Raw genomic sequence first — 17,647 nt, 5'->3', positions numbered from 1 at the left:
GGTTTTCAGTTCAGGCGCTGCTCGGTCTCGGCATCGAAGACATGGATGGCGGCGGGCTGGACGCGCAGGGAAATCTCCTCGCCCGCCTTGATGCCGGCCGCCGCCGGCAGGGCCGCGACGAGGCGCTGGCCGCCGACCGAGGCCGTGACGACCAGTTCCGGCCCCGTCAGCTCCGCCACCTCGCAGCGCGCATCGAGAGACACGCCTTTGCCGGAGGGGCCGAGCGCTTCCGGACGGATGCCGAGGACGAGCCTGCGCCCCTCGGTCATCGTCTCCAGTCCCGGCACGGCAAGCGCGATGCCGCTCCCCTCGATCACGGCCCGGCCCGCATTCACCGTCGCCGCAAGCAGGTTCATCGGTGGCGCGCCGACGAAGGTCGCGACATAGAGCGTCGCCGGGCGATTGTAGATGTTCTCCGGCGTATCGAGCTGCTCGATGCGGCCGCCCCGCATGACGGCGATGCGGGTGGCGAGCGTCATCGCCTCGATCTGGTCATGCGTGACATAGACGACGGTCGTCCTCGTCATCTGGTGCAGGCGTTTCAGCTCGGTGCGCATCTCCATGCGCAGCTTGGCGTCGAGGTTGGACAGCGGCTCGTCGAAGAGGAAGATCTTCGGATTGCGCACCAGCGCCCGGCCGATGGCGACACGCTGGCGCTGGCCGCCCGAAAGCTGGCCGGGCTTGCGCTCCAGCAGGTTCTCGATCTGCAGGAGTTTTGCCGTCTCCTGCACGGCCCGGTCGCGCTCGGCCTTGTCGACCTTGCGCATTTCGAGGCCGAAGCCGATGTTCCGGTGCACCGTGAGATTGGGATAAAGCGCATAGGACTGGAAGACCATGGCGATGTCCCGGTCCTTCGGATGCACGCCGACGATGGACCGCCCGTCGATGCGGATATCGCCGCTCGTCGGCTCGCCAAGACCGGCGATGATGTTGAGCAGCGTGGACTTGCCGCAGCCCGACGCGCCGAGAAGCACGAGGAATTCGCCGCTTTCCAGCGCGATGTCGATGCCCTTCAAGGTCTCGACGGCACCGTAGTTCTTGCGGATGGCTTCGATGGTCAGCGTGCTCATGCCGGGATTTCCTGAGGGATGGGGGCGTAGCGTCTCGGATGGGTGGAGATGGCGCGGGAGGCGACCGCCGTGCCGGCGGCAAGGCTCGCCGCAAGCCCCCTGCCCTCGGCATAGGCGGAGAGGAAAGCAGCGTTGAAGACGTCGCCCGCGCCGATGGTGTCGACGACGGCGACCGACGGGGCCTCGGCCCGGAACAGCGTGCCGTCCGCATCGATAGCGATGGCGCCCTTCGGCCCGCATTTCACGACGACGACGGCGCCTTGCGGCATGCCCCGTTGCAGCAGGCGGCCGGCCTCCTCGGGATCCGTGACGCCGGCAAGGTTCGTCGTCTCGACCTCGTTGAAGAGCGCGATGCGGCAGCGCGACAGCCAGTCTTTCGCCGCCGCCCGGTTCTCTTCCGTCCAGCCGTGCAGCGGCCAGCCCGTATCGAGCGCGACGGCGATGCCGTGCCGGTCCGCCCAGTCGAAGAAGCCGTCATATTCCTCCACCAGCCGGTCGGTGAGGAAGGAGCCGCAGAGAAGCGCGATGCCGTCGGCAAGGCGCGGGCCGTCGAGCACGGCGAAGACGTCTTCCAGGCTGAAAAGCGGCAGGTGACCGCGGGTGGTGAAGAAGGTGCGCTCGCCATCGGGATGGGTGATGCCGACGGAAAGGGTCGTGCTGTCGCCATGTACCGGCCAGTGCCGGGCGCGCTCGCCGAAACTTTCCGCAAGCCACGCGCCGAAGCGGTCGCTGCCGATGCTGGCGGCGATCTCGAAGGGCGTGCCGAGCGCCATCCAGGCGAGCGCCGCGTTGCCGGCGGAGCCGCCGACGCGCAACTCGTCATGGTCGACGATGATCTCGGTGCCGGGCTGCGGCCAGGGCGCGGCCGGCCCCATGATCAGGTCAACATTGACGTTTCCGATGACGGCAAGCGGTCTCACTCATTCGCTCCGGGTAATCTTGGTCGAGCGCACCGGCGTGCCGGCATCGGGGACGCGGGCGGCGGCAAAGGCGATCATCAGGCGCTGCGCGGTCGGCAGCATGGAGAAGACGGCGGCAAGGCCCGTCGACGGCGGGAAGGCGACGGTCGCCGCGCCTTCGACCGGCGGGCAGCCGGAAGCGTCGAAGACGACGAGTTTCGCGCCGGCCTCGACCACGGAGACGGCCATGGCCGTCACGAGGTCCGTCGTCGCATCGTCGCTGCGGAAGAGCACGACGCCCACCTCCGGCGACAGCATCTCCATCGGGCCGTGGCGAAGCTGCCCACCTTCCAGCGAGAAGCACGGTGCGCGGGAGAGTTCCGTGAAGCCGAGCGCTATGGCTTCGGCAAGCCCCTGCAGGCGCCGGCTGGAGGTCACGACGGAGCGGACATTCGAAAGCGCGGCGAGCGCCGCCTCGATGGAGGGTTCCAGCGGGGTTTCCAGTGCGTCGACGGCGGGAGAGACGTCCTCGCCCATCGCGCCGAGGATCGCGAGGTGCAGGGCGAAGCTCACCGTGAGGCTGCGCGTCGCGGCAAAGGCCTGCTCGGTGCCACCGTGGCCGACGAGGCAAGGCGCGGTGCGGGCGAGGAAGGAGCCGCCCTCCAGCGTGAAGCCGAAGGTTTCCGCGTTGCCACCCGTCTCCTCAAACCAGCGCAGGACTTCCGCGCTTTCGCCGGACTGCGAGGTGATGAAGACGGTGCGGCCGTCGAGCAGCAGCGGTGCGCCGAGTTGCTCGGAGAGCGGCAGGGCGATGGCGTCGATGCCGAGGGCGCGGTACAGCGGCTCGACGGCGCGGCCGACGGCGTGCGAGCCGCCCATGCCGAGGAGGAGGAGCTTGCCCGTGCGCTTCAGGCTGGCGGCGGCCCTTGCCGCCATGTCCGCATTGCTGCGGAAGGAGGCCAATGCATCGGCGTGCTGGCGGGCCATTTCCCGGTCGATGGCCTGAAGCCCGGCCGGGCGTGTTGCGTTCGTCGTCATGGTCATCCTTTCACACCGCCGCTGGTGAGGCCCGAGATCAAGGCCCGTTGCATGAGAAGACCGACCAGCACCGGCGGCAGCGCGGCAAGCACGCCAGCGGTCGCGATCAGCCCGTAGTCGGAAACGCGCCCGCCGGCGAGATCGGCGATGGCGACGGTCAGCGTGCGCGCCCGCTGGTCGGAGGTGAAGAGCAGCGCATAGAAGAACTCATCCCAGCCGAGCAGGAAGGCGAAGAGCGCCGAGGTCGCGACGATGGGCATGGCGAGCGGTAGGGTGACGATGCGCAGCATCGCAAAGAGACTCGCCCCGTCCATCATCGCCGCCTGCTCGATCTCCCGCGGAATGCCGTCGAAGCCGGACTTCATCAGCCATGTGGTGAAGGGCGCAAGGATGCTGAGATAGACCAGCGCGAGGCCGAAGACGGAATTGAGCAGGCCGAGGGCGGCAAGCAGCATGTAGAGCGGCACCGCGAGCGCGACCGGTGGCAGCATGTAGGTGGCGATGACCAGCGACAGCGACCAGCCGACCGAAGGCGTGCGCGAAACCGCCCAGCCGGCGGGAATGGCAAGCGCGATGGCGGCGAGCGTCGCCATGCCCGCGACGAGGATGCTGTTGACGAGCGAGGCGACGAAAGTGGCCCCGGCGCTGTTGGGGATCGTCGATAGCAGCATGGCGTAGCGGGAGAAATCGACCGTGCTCGGCCACCAGCGGAGCGGCCGCGTAACGAGGTCGGCGGCCGGCGAAATGCTCATCACGAAGAGCCAGAGGATCGGCGCGAGGATGACGGCGGCGAGCAGCAGCGCGGCGGCGTGAATGAGGATCGAGGCAAGAAGGCTGCGGCGCTCCATCAGGCGGCACTCCCCGCGGCGCGGCGCACCAGCATGCCGTAGCCGATCGCCAGCACCGTCACGATGAGCGTGACGACGAGGGCGAGCGAGGCCCCGGAGCCGGCGCGCTGGAAGGAGAAGGCCTCCTGATAGACGAGGATCGAGAGGGTGCGCGTGGAATTGGCCGGCCCGCCGCGCGTCATGACCCAGATGATATCGAACACCTTGAAGGCCTCGATGGTGCGCAGCACCAGCGCCACCATCAGCGGCCCGGCGAGATAGGGCAGGATGACGAAGCGGAAACGGGCGAAGGGACCCGCGCCGTCGACCAGCGATGCGGCGGTGATGTCGCGCGGCACCGCCTGCAGCGCGGCGAGCGCGATAAGGGCGACGAGCGGGAAATTCTTCCAGCAGTCGGCGACGATCAGCGCGGTCATGGCGGTAGCCGGCTCGCCGAGCCAGGAGCGGTAGGCATCGAGCAGGCCGATCTGCGTCAGCGCCGAATTCAGCGCGCCGTATTCCGGATTGTAGATGAGACGCCAGAGGGTCGCGTTGACGACCGTCGGCAGCGCCCAGGGCAGGATGAGCAGGGCGCGCAGCACCGTGCGGCCATGGAATTTCTGGTTCAAAAGCAGGGCGGCGAGCACGCCCAGCACCATTTCGGCCGTTACCGAGGCGACGGCGAACCAGGTGGTCGCGTAGAGCGCCCGCAGGAAATTGCTGCTCGTCAGCATCTTCGCGTAATTGTCGAAGCCGACGAAAGTGCCGCCGAGGCCCACCAGCTTGGCATCGGTGAAGGAAAGCCGCACCGTATCGACCATCGGCCAGCCGATCACGGCGACCATGATCACCAGTAGCGGCAGCATGAGAAGCCATGCCCGGGTGGTCATCCAGGTGCTGGACATAGCGTCCTCTTGTCTGTTTTCGGGAAGGAGAGTGTGCGGGCGACCGGGGCCGCCCGCAAGGCATGAATGTCAGAGGCCGCTATTGTCGGCGGCGGACTTCAATGCGTCTTCCGGCGATGCCTGATCGAGCAGGGCTTCCTGAATGGCCTGCTGGAGCGCCGTGGAGAGTTCCTGATACTTCGGCGTGGTCGGACGCGGATACATGGCGGCCAGACCGAGCTTGGCGGCGGCGATCATCTCTTCCTGGCCGGCGGTTACGGCCGGGTCGTCATAGGAGGACGCCCAGATCGGCAGGCTGAGCTTCGCATAGGCGTTCTGCGTTTCCTGCGAGGTCATGTGCACGATGTACTTCCACGCCTCGTCGGGATGCTTGCTCGTCGAGGTGATGCCGAGGCCCATCGAGCCGTTGACGGCGGAAACCTCGCTCTTGCCCTCGACACCCGGGGCCGGCACAACGCCCACCTTGCCGGCGACCTTGCTGTCCGTGCCGGCGTTGGCCATGTTGTACATATAGGTCCAGTTCAGCGCGAAAGCCGCCTCGCCGTTCTGGAAGACGTTGCGCACGTCCTCTTCGAGAAACTCCTTGGAGTTCGGGTTGGTGACGCCCGACTTGTAGCTGTCCACCATGTATTTCAGCGCGTCGAGACCGCCGCCCTCGGTGAAGGCCGGCTTGCCGTCAATCTTCATATTCGCCGCCGCCTCTCTGGAGGTCGGCAGGTCCTGACCATCACCCTGATCAACAAAGCGCAGCCGACAGAAGATCGTCTTAGGGACGAATTCTGCCTTCTGCAGGCTGGCCTCAAGATTCAATCGATTACGCGCGATGGTATAGGGGCAATCCGCCCGCGGCAGACTTCGGTGCCGGCCGGCGCGGACGATGACGCCCGTTCTGCCGCGCTTCTCTACCGCGATGTTCTTGAATACGCGGTTGGACACGGTGTGGCGGTGATCTGGGAGCCGAATTCCGATCAGCGGACAGGCTGGCTGGAAACGGCATGGATGCCGGTCGCAACGGTGAAAGGAATGAACGCATCTGGCCATGGAATGCTGAGAGAATTTCTTAGCCGAAACCCGCAGGCGCTATCTGCTCAGTGGCTAGCCCAATGCGCGGACCGTAGCGAGGTCCTAGACGCTCTTCGCGGTATTGCAGGCGTGTACGAAGAATGGATCCGCGAGGAGTTGGCTTCCCGAGTCGACAGCTTCTCTGGCGATCTCCGGATCGCGGCTGAGCGGAACGTGGATCTCTGCAGGGCGGCACTGAGGCGCATAGAAGCGGGTGTCGATATGCTTGCCCGTGACATCCACGCCTGGAAGGCCTTCACGTTAGCTAACGCGGCAATGGACAGGCAGTCTCGTTTCCCCGCCAAGGGCGAACGCGCCGGGCCGCTTACCTGGAGGCCATTCCAGCTCGCATACATCCTTATGGTCTTACCGGGCCTGGTTGATCCGAGGGATCCAGACCGCGATCACGTCGATCTGCTCTGGTTTCCAACCGGCGGCGGGAAAACCGAAGCCTATCTGGGTTTGACGGCCTTCCAAATCCTTCACCGCCGCCTCACTGACGCAGATCGACGCTCCGAAGGCGGCGTAGATGTGCTGATGCGGTATACCCTCCGACTCCTGACCGTGCAGCAGTTCCAGCGCGCGGCGGCATTAATTTGCGCATGCGAGGCCATCCGGATTGGGCGCGAAGATCTCGGCGATGCGCCGATCTCCCTCGGTCTCTATGTTGGTGGGGATGCCACTCCAAACAGGGGTAGCGCAGCAATGGAAGCGCTCGATCTTGAACACGACGGTCAGAAGCCGAAGTCGACCCCCCGACAACTGTTAGAGTGCCCGGTCTGCGGCAACAGGCTTGGCGCCGATTGTTACCAGCGGGCTCCAGCCGACGCTGGCATAGATATCCGCTGCTCCAACGAAGACTGTGTGACCTACGGCGCGCCGCTGCCAGTGATAACTGTGGACGACTTCATCTACGACGCGCCGCCGAGCCTCTTGATAGGCACAATCGACAAGTTTGCTCAGCTTCCCCGACGAAGCGACCTGCGGGTACTTTTTGGTCTTGATGGAGGACTCCGTCCTGGGCTGATTATTCAAGACGAATTGCATTTGATTTCTGGGCCGCTCGGCTCGATGGCTGGTCTGTATGAGACCGTCGTGGACCTGCTCTGCACTAATGATGGCGCCCGCCCCAAGGTGATTGGTTCAACGGCCACGATCGGACAGGCCGGACGCCAGGTCCGGGCGTTATTCGATCGTCCGGTGCTGCAGTTCCCACCGTCCGGCTTTGAGGCATCGGACTCTTTCTTCGCAGTCCGGGATGACCACGGACCAGACCGGCTATATGTTGGCTTGTGCTCTGCCGGCCGAAGCCCGAAGTTTGCCCTTCAAGCAGCAGCCGCGGCGCTTCTTCAGGGCATCGGTCATCTGGTCAATACTGGAACTGATCCTGCGCTCGCTGATCCCTACTGGACAGCGGTCCTTTACTTCAACAGCCTTCGTGAACTAGGCGGCGCACACGTGCTTTTGCAGGATGACATTCCGCGCCAGATTTCTTTTCTCGCGAGCCGCCTCGGAGGCGGTAGGCGCGTCCTGGAGACAGATGCAATCGAGCTGAGCAGCCGGGTATCATCCCGCGATCTTCCGGATTTCCTCGCGCAACTTGGGAATCCGCTGTACGCATCCGAGGTGGGCCGCCTTGTAGGAATTGCCGGATCTGGCACTGACTGTCCTTATTGACGTCAAAAAGGACAGTGCGGCTATGGATCGAGTTGAGATTGTCGACACGGGTCGGCGTCGTCGATTTAGCAAAGAGATGAAGCTCCAGATTGTCGCCGAGAGCTATTCGGAACCTGGCTTGTGTGCGACGACGGCGCGGCGACATGGAATATCGCGTTCTCAGTTATATGAATGGCGCCGGCTCGCACGAGTGTGGCAACTGGATGTTGGGTCTCCTGTCGGTGGCTTTGTCCCGGCGCTACTTGTGCCAGAGGTAGAGCCAGCAGCAGGGTCATTGCCGAACGCCAGCCGGATGGAGGTTGTCAGCGCGAATGGTCGCCGTGTGATTGTGGACCGCGATGTCGACGTTGAAGCGCTGCTCCGGATCCTGCGCGGACTGGAGGCGCTGCGGTGAATCCGTTTCCGATGGGAACAGGGGTCAAGGTCTGGCTTTCGACGGGGTATACGGACATGCGCTGTGGCTTTCCCTCCCTGGCGCTTCGGGTGCAGGAGGTGCTGAAGCATGATCCGTTGTCAGGGCATCTCTTCGTCTTCAGGGGGCGCAGATCGGATATATTGAAGATCATCTGGCATGATGGTCTGGGCGCCTGCCTTTTTACGCGGCGCCTGGAGAAGGGCCGGTTTATCTGGCCGAATATGGAGGGCGGCGCGGTAGCGATCTCACCGGCGCAATTATCTTATTTGTTGTCCGGGATCGACTGGCGCAATCCGCAGGAAACCTGGCGTCCGACACGGGTCGGATAGCATTATTGCATTGAAAATATTGAGTGAATCTGATCGAATGGCTTCATGACTTCGAAGCCTGTGGATCTTCCTGCGGACCTTGCGAACGCCTATCTGGCGCTGCTTTCCGAGCGCGAGATGTTACAGGCTGAACGCGACGTCGTTGTCGCCGAGCGCGATACCGTCGTCGCCGAGCGGGACATGGCAGTGGCGCAAGCCGCCAATGCGCAGGCCATGCTGTCGGACAGTGAGGCCTTGATTGCCAGTCTGGAACTGGCGATCGAAAAGCTGAAGCGGGAACTGCGCGGCCGGCGATCCGAGCGCACGGCGCGCCTGATCGACCAGATGGAATTGCAGCTCGAAGAACTGGTGATGGCGGCGACGGAAGATGAAGCCGCAGCGCAGGCGGCTGCCGCCAAGACCTCGAGCGTGCGGTCGTTCACGCGCAAACGGCCGGTCCGAAAGCCGTGGCCGGAGGATATCGAGCGTGAGCGCGTGGTGATCGATCCCCCAGTCACCTGTGCATGCTGCGGCGGGTCGCGCCTGTCGAAACTGGGCGAGGACGTCACTGAGACGCTCGAGGAGGTTCCGCGCCGGTTCAAAGTGATCGAGACGGTGCGGGAGAAATTTACCTGCCGAGACTGCGAGGCGATCAGCCAGCCGCCGGCGCCGTTCCATGCCACGCCACGCGGCTTCATCGGTCCTCATCTGCTGGCGACGATCCTCTTTGACAAGTTTGGTATGCATAGCCCCCTCAACCGCCAGAGCACCCGGTTCAAATGTGAGGGCATCGAGCTTTCGACCTCGACGCTGGCCGACCAGGTCGGGTATGGCACAGCCGCGCTCCTGCCGATCTTTGATCTGATCGAGGCGCATGTCTTCGCGGCCGAGCGCCTTTTTGGCGACGACACCACCATTCCCATCCAGGCCAAAGACAAATGCACGACCGGGCGAATATGGACGTACGTGTGCGATGATCGACCCTACGGCGGCGCGGCAGCGCCGGCGGCCATATACTATGCGTCGAGCGACCGCCGCGGCGAGCACCCGCAGAAGCACCTGGCCGAGTATGGCGGTATTCTGCAGAGTGATTGTTACAATGGCTTCGAGCCGCTCAGTGTCGCCGAAAAGAAAGCGGTACCGATCACCTTCGCCTTTTGTCATGCGCACGCGCGGCGCAAATTCTTTGAACTGGCCGACATCCAGAAAAGTGCCCGTAACCGCAAACGCAAAGGAAAGCCGATCTCGCCGATCGCATTGGAGGCCGTCCAACGCTACGACGCGCTGTTCGAGATCGAGCGCCAGATCAATGGATTGAGCGCCGAAGAACGACTGGCCGCGCGGCAGGAAAAGAGCAAGCCGCTGTTCGATGACATGCACGAGTGGCTGAAACGGGAGCGCGCCACGCTCAGCAAATCGTCCGAGGTGATCGAGCCGATCGATTACATGCTGAAGCGCTGGGATGGGTTTGCCCGTTTCCTGGAAGATGGCCGGATTTGTCTCACGAACAATGCCGCCGAGCGCGCGCTGAGAGGAATTGCGCTCGGGCGCCGCAACTGGACCTTCGCCGGTTCCCAGCGTGGGGCCGATCGAGCCGCCATCATGCTCTCCGTGATCACGACTTGTGAACCGCGCCGAGTTTACCGGAGACCGTTTGGTTTAAGTTATGCGGCCATGGCTGGCGCGTCCAGCATGGCATGGTATCGTTCTTCTGCCTCGGCTGGCGGTATGTTGCCGATGGGCTCCAGAAGGCGTCGGTTGTTGAACCAGTCCACCCATTCGAGTGTGGCGAACTCCACGGCTTCGAAGTTGCGCCATGGTCCCCGGCGATGGATGACCTCGGCTTTGTAAAGGCCGTTGATCGTTTCGGCGAGAGCGTTGTCATAGGAATCACCGACGCTCCCGACAGACGGCTCGATGCCCGCCTCCGCCAGCCGCTCAGAATAGCGAATCGACACGTATTGCGAGCCGCGGTCGGAATGATGAACCAGCCCGCCCCGTTTGACGGGCCGCCGATCATGAAGTGCCTGCTCCAGAGCATCGAGGACAAAGCCCGCATGGGCAGTCCGGCTTGCCCGCCAACCGACGATACGTCGGGCAAAGGCATCGATCACGAAGGCCACGTAAACGAAGCCCTGCCAGGTCGCGACATAGGTGAAATCGGATAACCACAGCATGTTCGGCGCGGGAGCCTTGAAGTGGCGATTGACGCGGTCGAGCGGACACGGGGCAGACTTGTCCGATACAGTGGTTTTGATCGGCTTGCCACGAATGATGCCTTGAAGACCCATCATTCTCATGAGCCTTGCGACGGTGCAGCGAGCGATATCGAAGCCTTCTCGCTGCAACTGTCGCCACACTTTCCGCACGCCATAGACCTGGAAGTTCTCGTTGAACACCCGGCGTATCTCGACTTTCATAGCCATATCGCGCCGGGCGCGGGCCGATAGGCGACCCACGTCCGTGCGCTTGGCGACGACTTCATAATAGGTGGACGGGGCAATCGGCAGCAGCCTGCAGATCGGCTCGACCCCGAGCACCGAGCGGTGTTCGTCGATGAAGGAAATCATCGCTTCATTGGGCGGTCGAGCTCCGCCATCGCAAAATACGCAGAGGCTTTGCGCAAAATCTCGTTGGCCTGACGAAGCTCGCGGTTCTCCCGCTCCAGAGCCTTCATCTTCTCGGCGACGTCACTCGGCAGGCCAGCTCGCTTGCCGCTGTCCACCTCAGCCTTCTTCACCCATTCATTGAGCGTATGCGCCGAGCAGCCGATCTTGGCAGCTATGGAAGACACGGCCGCCCACCGCGAAGGATGCTCTGCTTCATGCTCGACAACCATTCGAACGGCGCGGGCGCGCACTTCGGGAGAAAACTTGTTCGTCGTCTTGCTTGTCATAGACCCTACTTCTCACAAGTTGGGGTCTCCGGCAAACCCGGTGCGGTTCACTTGCCGTCTCAACGACGTCGACCCAAAAGCGTGGCTCGCCGATGTGTTCGCTCGCATCGCCGATCTTCCCGTCTCCCGCCTGCACGAACTGCTGCCTTGGCAATGGAAGACACACAAAGGGACGGCTATTGCGGCGGCCGCGTAAACAGCTCCCGGAACAACGCTTCCGAACGCTCCAAGCCTTCATCGGTCAGGATCAATGACTTCGACTTGTTGACAGGGTCGCCGATCAAGCCCTTCTTGTGAAGCCGATCCGTCGTTGCCCAGTCGAAGCCCTTCCAGGCACAACGCTCGTTATGCAGCGTCAGCCATAACAGCGCCAAGACGGCATCGTCGATCTTGTCCTCATCGATCTCCATGAACCGACGTTACCACGCGCGGCGCCCAAAATCCCGCGGCCCTCCTCGGATGGATACAATCCGCTTACAGATGGCAGCGATCCGTTCGAACCCCAGCCGCGTGATTCGGTCCTGGCATCAAATATGATTTCCGTAGGGGTCGATGTTTCTCGGCTCGGTCTGATGCTGGTGAACGGACAGCCAAAATCGACCGCAGAATACATTCAAGCGAGCAGCCGAGTGGGCCGGGGCCTCGACGGTCTTGTAATGACTCTCTACAATTTCGGCCGTCCCCGGGACGTCTCTCACTTTGAGCACTTCCTCACCTATCACAGCGCACTATACCGAAGCGTCGAGGCGACGAGTGTCACACCTTGGGCTCCCCGGGCGCGAGACAAAGCGCTTCATGCTGTAATCGCGGCCGCAGTCCGGCACCTCACCGATGGTATGGAGGACGACCAGGACGCCATAGCTTTCGACCCCCAGGACAAAGAAGTCAGACGGCTTATTGACGCCATCCGACAACGTGCGGTTTCAGCTTCGGACGGAATTGAGGGAGAAGATGCCGCTGAGGACATTGATGCCATCGTCGAAGAATGGGCGTCGAGAAGCCAAAGCGCTCAAGCTGCCGGAACCGACCTGCTCTATTGGAAACGGTCCGCGCCATTCGGGAAGACCAAGCCACATCTGATGCTGTCGGCTGAGGAGGGAGGACAACCGGGTTCGCTGGCCTGGGCAACCCCGAATTCTATGCGTGAGGTCGAACCCTCAACAGCCTTTGCCTTGAAATCGATCAGCAGGAGGAACTGAATATGGCAAGACGTCCCCGGAACGCCCCCGCGTCCGAACCTACTGATGCGGTGGAACCGATCGGGACGGTTCGCCGATCCCAGCTTGTCTCTTCTTTCGGCATTGGGGCGATCATCGACCTCGAGAAGGGCTCGTTCATGCCGATGGGATTGGAGGACTGGGAGCGGATCAACTCGCTTCCGTCGCTTAGGATCGGCGAGGAGCGCCTGCAGTCGATGCTTGGCGTCAGCCACTTCCGCCTGGGTCCTGTGAAGGAGCAAATTGCCGGAACAACACAGATCCGCGCTCGCAGCGCAGCACCTGCCGTCAGGTTCCCCGAGTGGCATGAATGCCCGAAGTGCCATATCATAGGACGGGAGGGCACTCCCTTCGAACTGGCTGACGATGGGTCTCGGCTTCGCTGCACGGCCCATGGTGGCAAAGTCTTCACGAACCCCGTCCGCTTTGTCGTAGCCTGTCGTCGGGGTCACCTCAGCGACTTCCCTTGGGAATGGTGGGCGCATCGTGGTTGTGAAGGGGGCATTTGCCAGCGTCCCCTGCTGCGGCTGGGCTCGCGCGGTGAGTCCGCATCGCTCGCAGACCTCTTTGTGGTCTGCGAGGCTTGCAGCACCCCGGAACGGAGAACCATGCAATCGCTCGGAACAGCCTTTGGTGCTGATGCGCTGACCGGTTGGACGTGCGATGGCTTCAGGCCATGGTTACATGACCGTCAGGCTGACTGCCGGGAGCAGGTCCGCGCTTTGCAGCGCGGTGCCTCTAACGTGCACTTCGGTGTAGTTGGCTCAGCATTGTCTATACCTCCTGCATCAGAGGCGTTGACGCAGATCGTCGAGCAATCCCGAATGTATCTGGATGGAGTGCCTGAGGCGGCGCTTCCCTCCGTGCTGACGGGTGTGTCGCAAACCTACGGCGTCCCGGTTGACCAGTTGCTGGCCGCATACCTACGGCTGCGATCGATTGAAGTAGGCGGCCCTTGTTTGACCGAAAAGATCGCGCGTGAGCAAGAGTATGACGCCCTGTCGCAGGACCGCGACGACCCCATTGTCGGCGGGGTTGTGCCGCAGTTCCAGAACGAGGTGTTCGCCCCACCCCAAGCGCTCTCACACTGGTTCGATCTGGTCGGAGCTACCTCGCGACTTCGCGAGGTGCGTGCCTTAGCAGGGTTCTCCCGAATTGAACCGCATCCAGTCAGTCCGGAGCGCGTTCGACAAGCGATCGCGGAAGGAAAGGTTTCCCCGCTCTCGAAGACTGAAAGGACTTGGCTGCCCGGTGCCGAAATCAGAGGTGAAGGCATCTTTCTGCGCTTCAGGACGGAAAACGTCGATAAGTGGATCGACGACAATCCTAGTTTGGCCGCGCGCGTCGCCATCCTTGAAACTCGGAGCAGGCAGATTGCCGAAGAGCGTGGCTACGAGCGAGACTACACAATCACCCCGCGTCTATTGCTGGTACACTCCTTCGCTCACGCTTTCATTCGACAGATTTCGGTCGAGTGCGGCTACTCGGCCTCTGCATTGCGCGAACGGCTATTTGTTTCCGACACTGGGAGAACCATGAATGGCGTCCTGATCTACACCGGCTCGCCAGACTCCGAAGGCAGTCTTGGAGGGCTTGTCCGCCTGAGCGCCCCCGACCTGCTTCAACCGATCGTACTTCGAACGCTTGCTAATGCCGGATGGTGTGGCAGCGATCCGGTGTGCCTGGAGACGGATCCCAAGCAGTCAGGCGACCGGATTAGCGGTGCGGCCTGTCACTGCTGCCTTCTTCTTCCCGAAACCGCCTGTGAGCGCTTCAACCGCGAACTCGATCGCGCTGTTCTGGTTGGTGACGCAGATCAGTCGTTTTCTGGCTTTTTTGGCAATCTGATGCCGGAGGCAGAATGGCAGTCTTGATCCCCGATGTTCCTGAGCGTTGTCCTAACAGCGAGCGGCTCGTCTATGAGCGGCTGGGTCGCGAATTGCCGGACGACTGGGTTGTGCTCCATTCGCTGGGATTGCCGGGTCACGAGAAAAAGATCTGGGGCGAAGCGGACATGATAATCCTGTCGCACCTCGGCGTGTTTGCGATCGAGGTGAAGGGAGGAAAGGTATCCTGTACCGACGGCGTATGGACTTTCTCGGGCGACTTCAAGAGCTACACAAAGAAGGAGAGCCCGTGGTCACAGGCGTCGGGCGCCATGAACGCAGTGAGAGACCGTCTTCATGCTGCAGCCGGGTCGTTCAAGGATGTACTTTTTGGCTTTGGTGTAGTGATGCCCTACACGACCTTCACTACGACAGGCGCGGAAATCATACCGGAGGTTCTACTCGACAAGCGGAAATTCCGCGATACCCTTGCCCACTTCATCTCCGCAATCCAGCGATACTGGCATGATGTCTATCTCGAAAAGCGTGGTAGAACCTATCGCGGCCTCAGACCGAACGAGATTCTTCTCGCGAGGCAGATATTAAGGCCGGATCTTGAAACGGCACTAAGCCTGGGCGGGTATCTCACCGGTGTCGATGCGCGGCTGATCTACCTGTCTAATGAGCAGATACGAGCGTCGCGCCGCCTCGCGGCCAATCCGCGGACGGTCGTGCGTGGAGCGGCCGGTACGGGCAAGTCGGTTATCGCGTTGGAACGAGCGCGACAGCTCGCCGCTAATGGCAAGCGCGTATTAATGCTCTGCTTCAATCAGCTATTGGCCGCCCATGTGCGTGAGGGACTAGCAACCGATGACAGTGGCGCGAAGCTAGAGGTCCGCCATATACACGCTCTTTACCGCGAACTTATCGCAACCGCCGGCCTCCTACCACAACTTGAGAAGGAGGACTTTGACCACCACGAGTTCTTCCCGAAGCGATTTCCCGAACTGGCGGCGGAAGCGCTTTGCGAACACGCTCCTGATCTATGGGACGTGCTGATTGTTGACGAGGCTCAGGACCTTCTTACCCCGGAGCATCTTGACGTTATGGATCTGCTGGTTCGTGACGGGTTGAGGCGAGGCCAGTGGCACCTTTTCCTGGACCCGCTTCAGAACATTTACAGCGTCGAGACTCAGGAAATGGTAGAGCAGAGGCTGAGCGAAGGAGCGCCCGCTTTTGATGATCTGTTCGAGAATTGCCGGAACACTCGCCAGGTAGCCGTGCAGGCTTCGATCATTTCAGGGATTGACTTGGCCGTAGTTGGGGCGCCGGACGGGCCACAGTGCCAAGTCCACTACCATGCCGATACGAAAGATGGAATCGCGCAATTAGAAGCGATAATTCGCGATCTCATCGCCCGGGATGTCCCAGCCAGCGACATCGTTATCCTCTCGACCCGCCGCCATGAGAACTCACTCCTCGCGGGGCAGCGCGAACTAGCGGGCCGTCGACTTGTCGATCCCGCGGACAAAACTGCACTGCGAGCTGGGTCTCTGCTATTTACGACGATGCACTCATTCAAGGGATTGGAACGGCAGGTCGTGATTGCGATCGACATGGCAGAGACAGGTGACGAAAGATGGGCCATGCTCCACTATGCCGGACTTTCGCGTGCAAGGGGACTGCTCCACGTGCTTTTGCCCGGATCTGCCCGCCGGGCGTACGACACACAGGGAGAGGCATTTGGTAGGCGACTAGAATCTCGTCGAACCTGACTCCCGCAGGTTCTGATCTTGAGGATTATCCAAGGATTCGGAATGCTAAGGGCGTTGTTGGTTTCCACGCGGAACTGAGCCGCCGGATCGTAAGCGGTCAGCCGATGGCGTCAGGCTTGAAGTTCCATGGCATAAGCGCCTCGATATCCGCTACCGGCCAGCCTTGAGCGATGCGGGTCAAGGTCTGGGATAGCCAGTTCAGCGGATCGACGCTGTTCATTCTGCAGGTCTGCAGCAAGGTGGCCAGCGTGGCCCATGTCCGTCCACCGCCCTCACTTCCGGCGAACAGACTGTTCTTTCTCGTAATTGTTTGGGGCCTGATCGCGCGTTCGACTATGTTGGAGTCGATTTCGATACGGCCGTCCATCAGGAAGCGTTCGAGGGCCTCACGCCGCGTGAGCGCGTAGCGGATCGCCTCAGCAGTTTTGGATTTTCCCGAGACCTTACCCAGCTCCTTTTCCCACAGCTCGAAGAGGCTGGTGACGATGACCGAGGACGTTTCCTGACGGCGGCGGGCTCGGGTGCCGGCGTCCTTGCCGCGAACCTCGTCCTCGACCTTCCACAGTTCGGTCATGGCGACGATGGTGTCTGTCGCCGTCTGCGAGACCCCGCTGATGTGCAGGTCGTAAAACTTGCGCCGAAGATGAGCCCAACAGCCCGCCAGCTGGATCGTCTCGTTGCTCCCGGTCTTGGCCCGCGCCTTGGCCAGGTTGCTATAGGCCGAGTAACCGTCGACCTGCAGGATGCCGCTAAAGCCGGAGAGATGCCGCGCCACGCACTCGGCGCCTCGGCTGTCTTCAAACCGATAAGCAACCATCGGCGGGCTGGTTCCGCCGTAGGGTCGATCATCGCGCGCGTAAGCCCAAAGCCAGGCTTTCGTCGTTTTCCCTGAGCCGGGCGCCAAGGTGGGCAAGGTCGTTTCGTCGGCAAAGACCCTTTCGCCCTCTTTGACCCGCTCGAGGATATAATCGGCGCAGATCTGAAGCTCGAAGCCCAGATGCCCCATCCATTGGGCCATCAAATTCCGGCTGATCTCGACGCCGTCGCGCAAATAGATCGCCTCCTGGCGGTAAAGTGGAAGACCGTCGGCGTATTTGGAGACGGCGATATAGGCGAGCAGCCGCTCCGTCGGCAGGCCGCTTTCGATGATGTGTGCCGGCGCCAGGGCCTGGATCACGCCGTCGCGTGCCCGGAAAGCGTATTTGGGGCGGCGCGTCACGATGACCCGGAACTTCGGCGGCACGACATCCAGCCGTTCTGAGCGGTCTTCCCCGATCAGAACCTTCTCCAGCCCCGCGCACTCGGCGGGGACGTCCGGTTCGATCACCTCCTCGATGCGTTCGAGATGAGCGGCAAAGCCCTTGCGCGGACGCGGGGCGCGTTTCGGCTTGTCACCGGAAGCGCGATCAAGTTCGCTCTGGATCGCCGAAAGGCCGGTCTCGATCTCCTCGAAGGCAAAGGACACTTGCTCGTCGTTGACGGCCAGGCGCAGCCGCTCGGAACGCGTGCCATGTTGGGTGCGCTGCAGAACCTTCAGGATCGATGTGAGGTTGGCAATCCGCTCGTTGGCGCTTTTCTCGACCGCTTCCAGTCGGGTGATCTCGGCTTGTGCCGCGACAAGCCGAGCCTCGTTCGCAGCCCGTTCCTCGGCCATCGCTGATATCATCGCTTTCAGCGCATCGACGTCGTCCGGCAGGTCGGGAATGGGCAAAACCATGGGAGGCAATAGAGC

At 62.2% G+C, this 17,647-nt stretch carries 15 protein-coding genes, 2 pseudogenes and 1 other annotated feature; of the genes and pseudogenes, 8 read left to right on the top strand and 9 right to left on the bottom strand.

Going from position 1 to position 17,647, the window contains the following annotated elements:
• Positions 1-5: 5 nt before the first annotated feature.
• The 6 genes from MOE34_RS02770 to MOE34_RS02745 form a co-directional block, all read right to left on the bottom strand.
• Positions 6-1,070, bottom strand: a complete 1,065-nt coding sequence (locus MOE34_RS02770) for an ABC transporter ATP-binding protein (protein ID WP_242220782.1) — start codon at positions 1,068-1,070, stop codon at positions 6-8.
• Positions 1,067-1,990, bottom strand: a complete 924-nt coding sequence (locus MOE34_RS02765) for a PfkB family carbohydrate kinase (RefSeq protein ID WP_242220780.1) — start codon at positions 1,988-1,990, stop codon at positions 1,067-1,069. The genes MOE34_RS02770 and MOE34_RS02765 overlap by 4 nt, the downstream gene beginning before the upstream one ends.
• Entirely contained in the window at positions 1,991-3,013 is a 1,023-nt protein-coding gene (locus MOE34_RS02760) for an SIS domain-containing protein (protein ID WP_431522405.1), read from the bottom strand.
• Positions 3,010-3,855 (bottom strand): carbohydrate ABC transporter permease, encoded by an 846-nt coding sequence (locus tag MOE34_RS02755; protein ID WP_242220776.1) that lies wholly within the window; start codon positions 3,853-3,855, stop codon positions 3,010-3,012. Before MOE34_RS02755 ends, MOE34_RS02760 begins: the two co-directional genes overlap by 4 nt.
• Positions 3,855-4,739, bottom strand: a complete 885-nt coding sequence (locus MOE34_RS02750) for a carbohydrate ABC transporter permease (protein ID WP_242220775.1) — start codon at positions 4,737-4,739, stop codon at positions 3,855-3,857. The genes MOE34_RS02755 and MOE34_RS02750 overlap by 1 nt, the downstream gene beginning before the upstream one ends.
• 69 nt (positions 4,740-4,808) lie before the next feature.
• The gene (locus MOE34_RS02745; protein WP_347342747.1) at positions 4,809-5,675 is read right to left on the bottom strand and encodes an extracellular solute-binding protein; all 867 of its coding nucleotides are present in this window, start codon (positions 5,673-5,675) and stop codon (positions 4,809-4,811) included.
• Here MOE34_RS02745 and MOE34_RS02740 point away from each other — a divergent pair.
• From MOE34_RS02740 to tnpC (MOE34_RS02725), 4 genes and pseudogenes are all read left to right on the top strand, one after another.
• Positions 5,598-7,478, top strand: a complete 1,881-nt coding sequence (locus MOE34_RS02740) for a hypothetical protein (protein WP_242220773.1) — start codon at positions 5,598-5,600, stop codon at positions 7,476-7,478. The two genes, MOE34_RS02745 and MOE34_RS02740, sit on opposite strands and share 78 nt — an antisense overlap.
• A gap of 22 nt (positions 7,479-7,500) precedes the next feature.
• Positions 7,501-7,872: an IS66-like element accessory protein TnpA gene (gene tnpA, locus MOE34_RS02735; protein ID WP_242220772.1), complete on the top strand. Its 372-nt coding sequence runs from the start codon at positions 7,501-7,503 to the stop codon at positions 7,870-7,872.
• On the top strand, positions 7,869-8,222 hold the full coding sequence (gene tnpB / locus MOE34_RS02730; RefSeq protein WP_037436657.1) for an IS66 family insertion sequence element accessory protein TnpB: 354 nt from the start codon (positions 7,869-7,871) through the stop codon (positions 8,220-8,222). Before tnpA ends, tnpB begins: the two co-directional genes overlap by 4 nt.
• A gap of 45 nt (positions 8,223-8,267) precedes the next feature.
• Positions 8,268-9,827: pseudogene (gene tnpC / locus MOE34_RS02725) on the top strand (IS66 family transposase); the annotation flags it as partial.
• Positions 9,828-9,865: 38 nt separating this feature from the next.
• Here the strand turns inward: tnpC (MOE34_RS02725) and MOE34_RS02720 are convergent.
• A protein-coding gene (locus MOE34_RS02720; protein ID WP_129567183.1) for an IS3 family transposase occupies positions 9,866-11,097 on the bottom strand; the annotation gives its coding sequence in 2 pieces (ribosomal slippage) (positions 9,866-10,806 and positions 10,806-11,097; 1,233 coding nt in all).
• Positions 10,697-10,813: a sequence feature (AL1L pseudoknot), on the bottom strand. It overlaps the preceding gene by 117 nt.
• Before the next feature lie 49 nt (positions 11,098-11,146).
• Here MOE34_RS02720 and MOE34_RS02715 point away from each other — a divergent pair.
• A pseudogene (locus tag MOE34_RS02715) lies at positions 11,147-11,293 on the top strand (transposase domain-containing protein); the annotation flags it as partial.
• Here MOE34_RS02715 and MOE34_RS02710 read toward each other — a convergent pair.
• Positions 11,274-11,507 (bottom strand): DUF6429 family protein, encoded by a 234-nt coding sequence (locus MOE34_RS02710; RefSeq protein ID WP_108523402.1) that lies wholly within the window; start codon positions 11,505-11,507, stop codon positions 11,274-11,276. The pseudogene MOE34_RS02715 and the gene MOE34_RS02710 sit on opposite strands and share 20 nt — an antisense overlap.
• Before the next feature lie 123 nt (positions 11,508-11,630).
• On the opposite strand from MOE34_RS02710, the gene MOE34_RS02705 reads away from it, so the two are divergent.
• The 3 genes from MOE34_RS02705 to MOE34_RS02695 are packed head-to-tail and all read left to right on the top strand — an operon-like array spanning position 11,631 to position 15,915.
• Positions 11,631-12,296 carry a hypothetical protein gene (locus MOE34_RS02705; protein WP_242220770.1) on the top strand — a complete coding sequence of 222 codons (666 nt, stop codon included), beginning with the start codon at positions 11,631-11,633 and terminating at the stop codon, positions 12,294-12,296.
• A gap of 2 nt (positions 12,297-12,298) precedes the next feature.
• The gene (drmB, locus tag MOE34_RS02700) at positions 12,299-14,188 is read left to right on the top strand and encodes a DUF1998 domain-containing protein (RefSeq protein WP_242220768.1); all 1,890 of its coding nucleotides are present in this window, start codon (positions 12,299-12,301) and stop codon (positions 14,186-14,188) included.
• Complete coding sequence (locus MOE34_RS02695) at positions 14,176-15,915, top strand: nuclease-related domain-containing DEAD/DEAH box helicase (RefSeq protein WP_242220765.1); 1,740 nt, start codon at positions 14,176-14,178, stop codon at positions 15,913-15,915. The genes drmB and MOE34_RS02695 overlap by 13 nt, the downstream gene beginning before the upstream one ends.
• A gap of 97 nt (positions 15,916-16,012) precedes the next feature.
• Here the strand turns inward: MOE34_RS02695 and tnpC (MOE34_RS02690) are convergent, their stop codons facing one another.
• Entirely contained in the window at positions 16,013-17,632 is a 1,620-nt protein-coding gene (gene tnpC, locus MOE34_RS02690) for an IS66 family transposase (protein ID WP_242220763.1), read from the bottom strand.
• Positions 17,633-17,647: the final 15 nt, after the last annotated feature.

The sequence above is a fragment of the Shinella zoogloeoides genome (assembly GCF_022682305.1).
In the GTDB taxonomy this organism is placed as follows: Bacteria; Pseudomonadota; Alphaproteobacteria; order Rhizobiales; family Rhizobiaceae; genus Shinella; species Shinella zoogloeoides_B.
Note: the sequence above shows the minus strand (reverse complement) of the source record. Positions and strands in the feature narration are given on the sequence as shown.

Excerpts from the sequence above, each read along its gene's own strand:
- MOE34_RS02770 (WP_242220782.1), bottom strand. The coding sequence starts at position 1,070 with ATGAGCACGCTGACCATCGAAGCCATCCGCAAGAACTACGGTGCCGTC.
- MOE34_RS02760 (WP_431522405.1), bottom strand. The coding sequence starts at position 3,013 with ATGACCATGACGACGAACGCAACACGCCCGGCCGGGCTTCAGGCCATC.
- MOE34_RS02755 (WP_242220776.1), bottom strand. The coding sequence starts at position 3,855 with ATGGAGCGCCGCAGCCTTCTTGCCTCGATCCTCATTCACGCCGCCGCG.
- MOE34_RS02750 (WP_242220775.1), bottom strand. The coding sequence starts at position 4,739 with ATGTCCAGCACCTGGATGACCACCCGGGCATGGCTTCTCATGCTGCCG.
- tnpA (WP_242220772.1), top strand. The coding sequence starts at position 7,501 with ATGGATCGAGTTGAGATTGTCGACACGGGTCGGCGTCGTCGATTTAGC.
- MOE34_RS02710 (WP_108523402.1), bottom strand. The coding sequence starts at position 11,507 with ATGGAGATCGATGAGGACAAGATCGACGATGCCGTCTTGGCGCTGTTA.
- MOE34_RS02705 (WP_242220770.1), top strand. The coding sequence starts at position 11,631 with ATGATTTCCGTAGGGGTCGATGTTTCTCGGCTCGGTCTGATGCTGGTG.
- drmB (WP_242220768.1), top strand. The coding sequence starts at position 12,299 with ATGGCAAGACGTCCCCGGAACGCCCCCGCGTCCGAACCTACTGATGCG.
- MOE34_RS02695 (WP_242220765.1), top strand. The coding sequence starts at position 14,176 with ATGGCAGTCTTGATCCCCGATGTTCCTGAGCGTTGTCCTAACAGCGAG.
- tnpC (WP_242220763.1), bottom strand. The coding sequence starts at position 17,632 with ATGGTTTTGCCCATTCCCGACCTGCCGGACGACGTCGATGCGCTGAAA.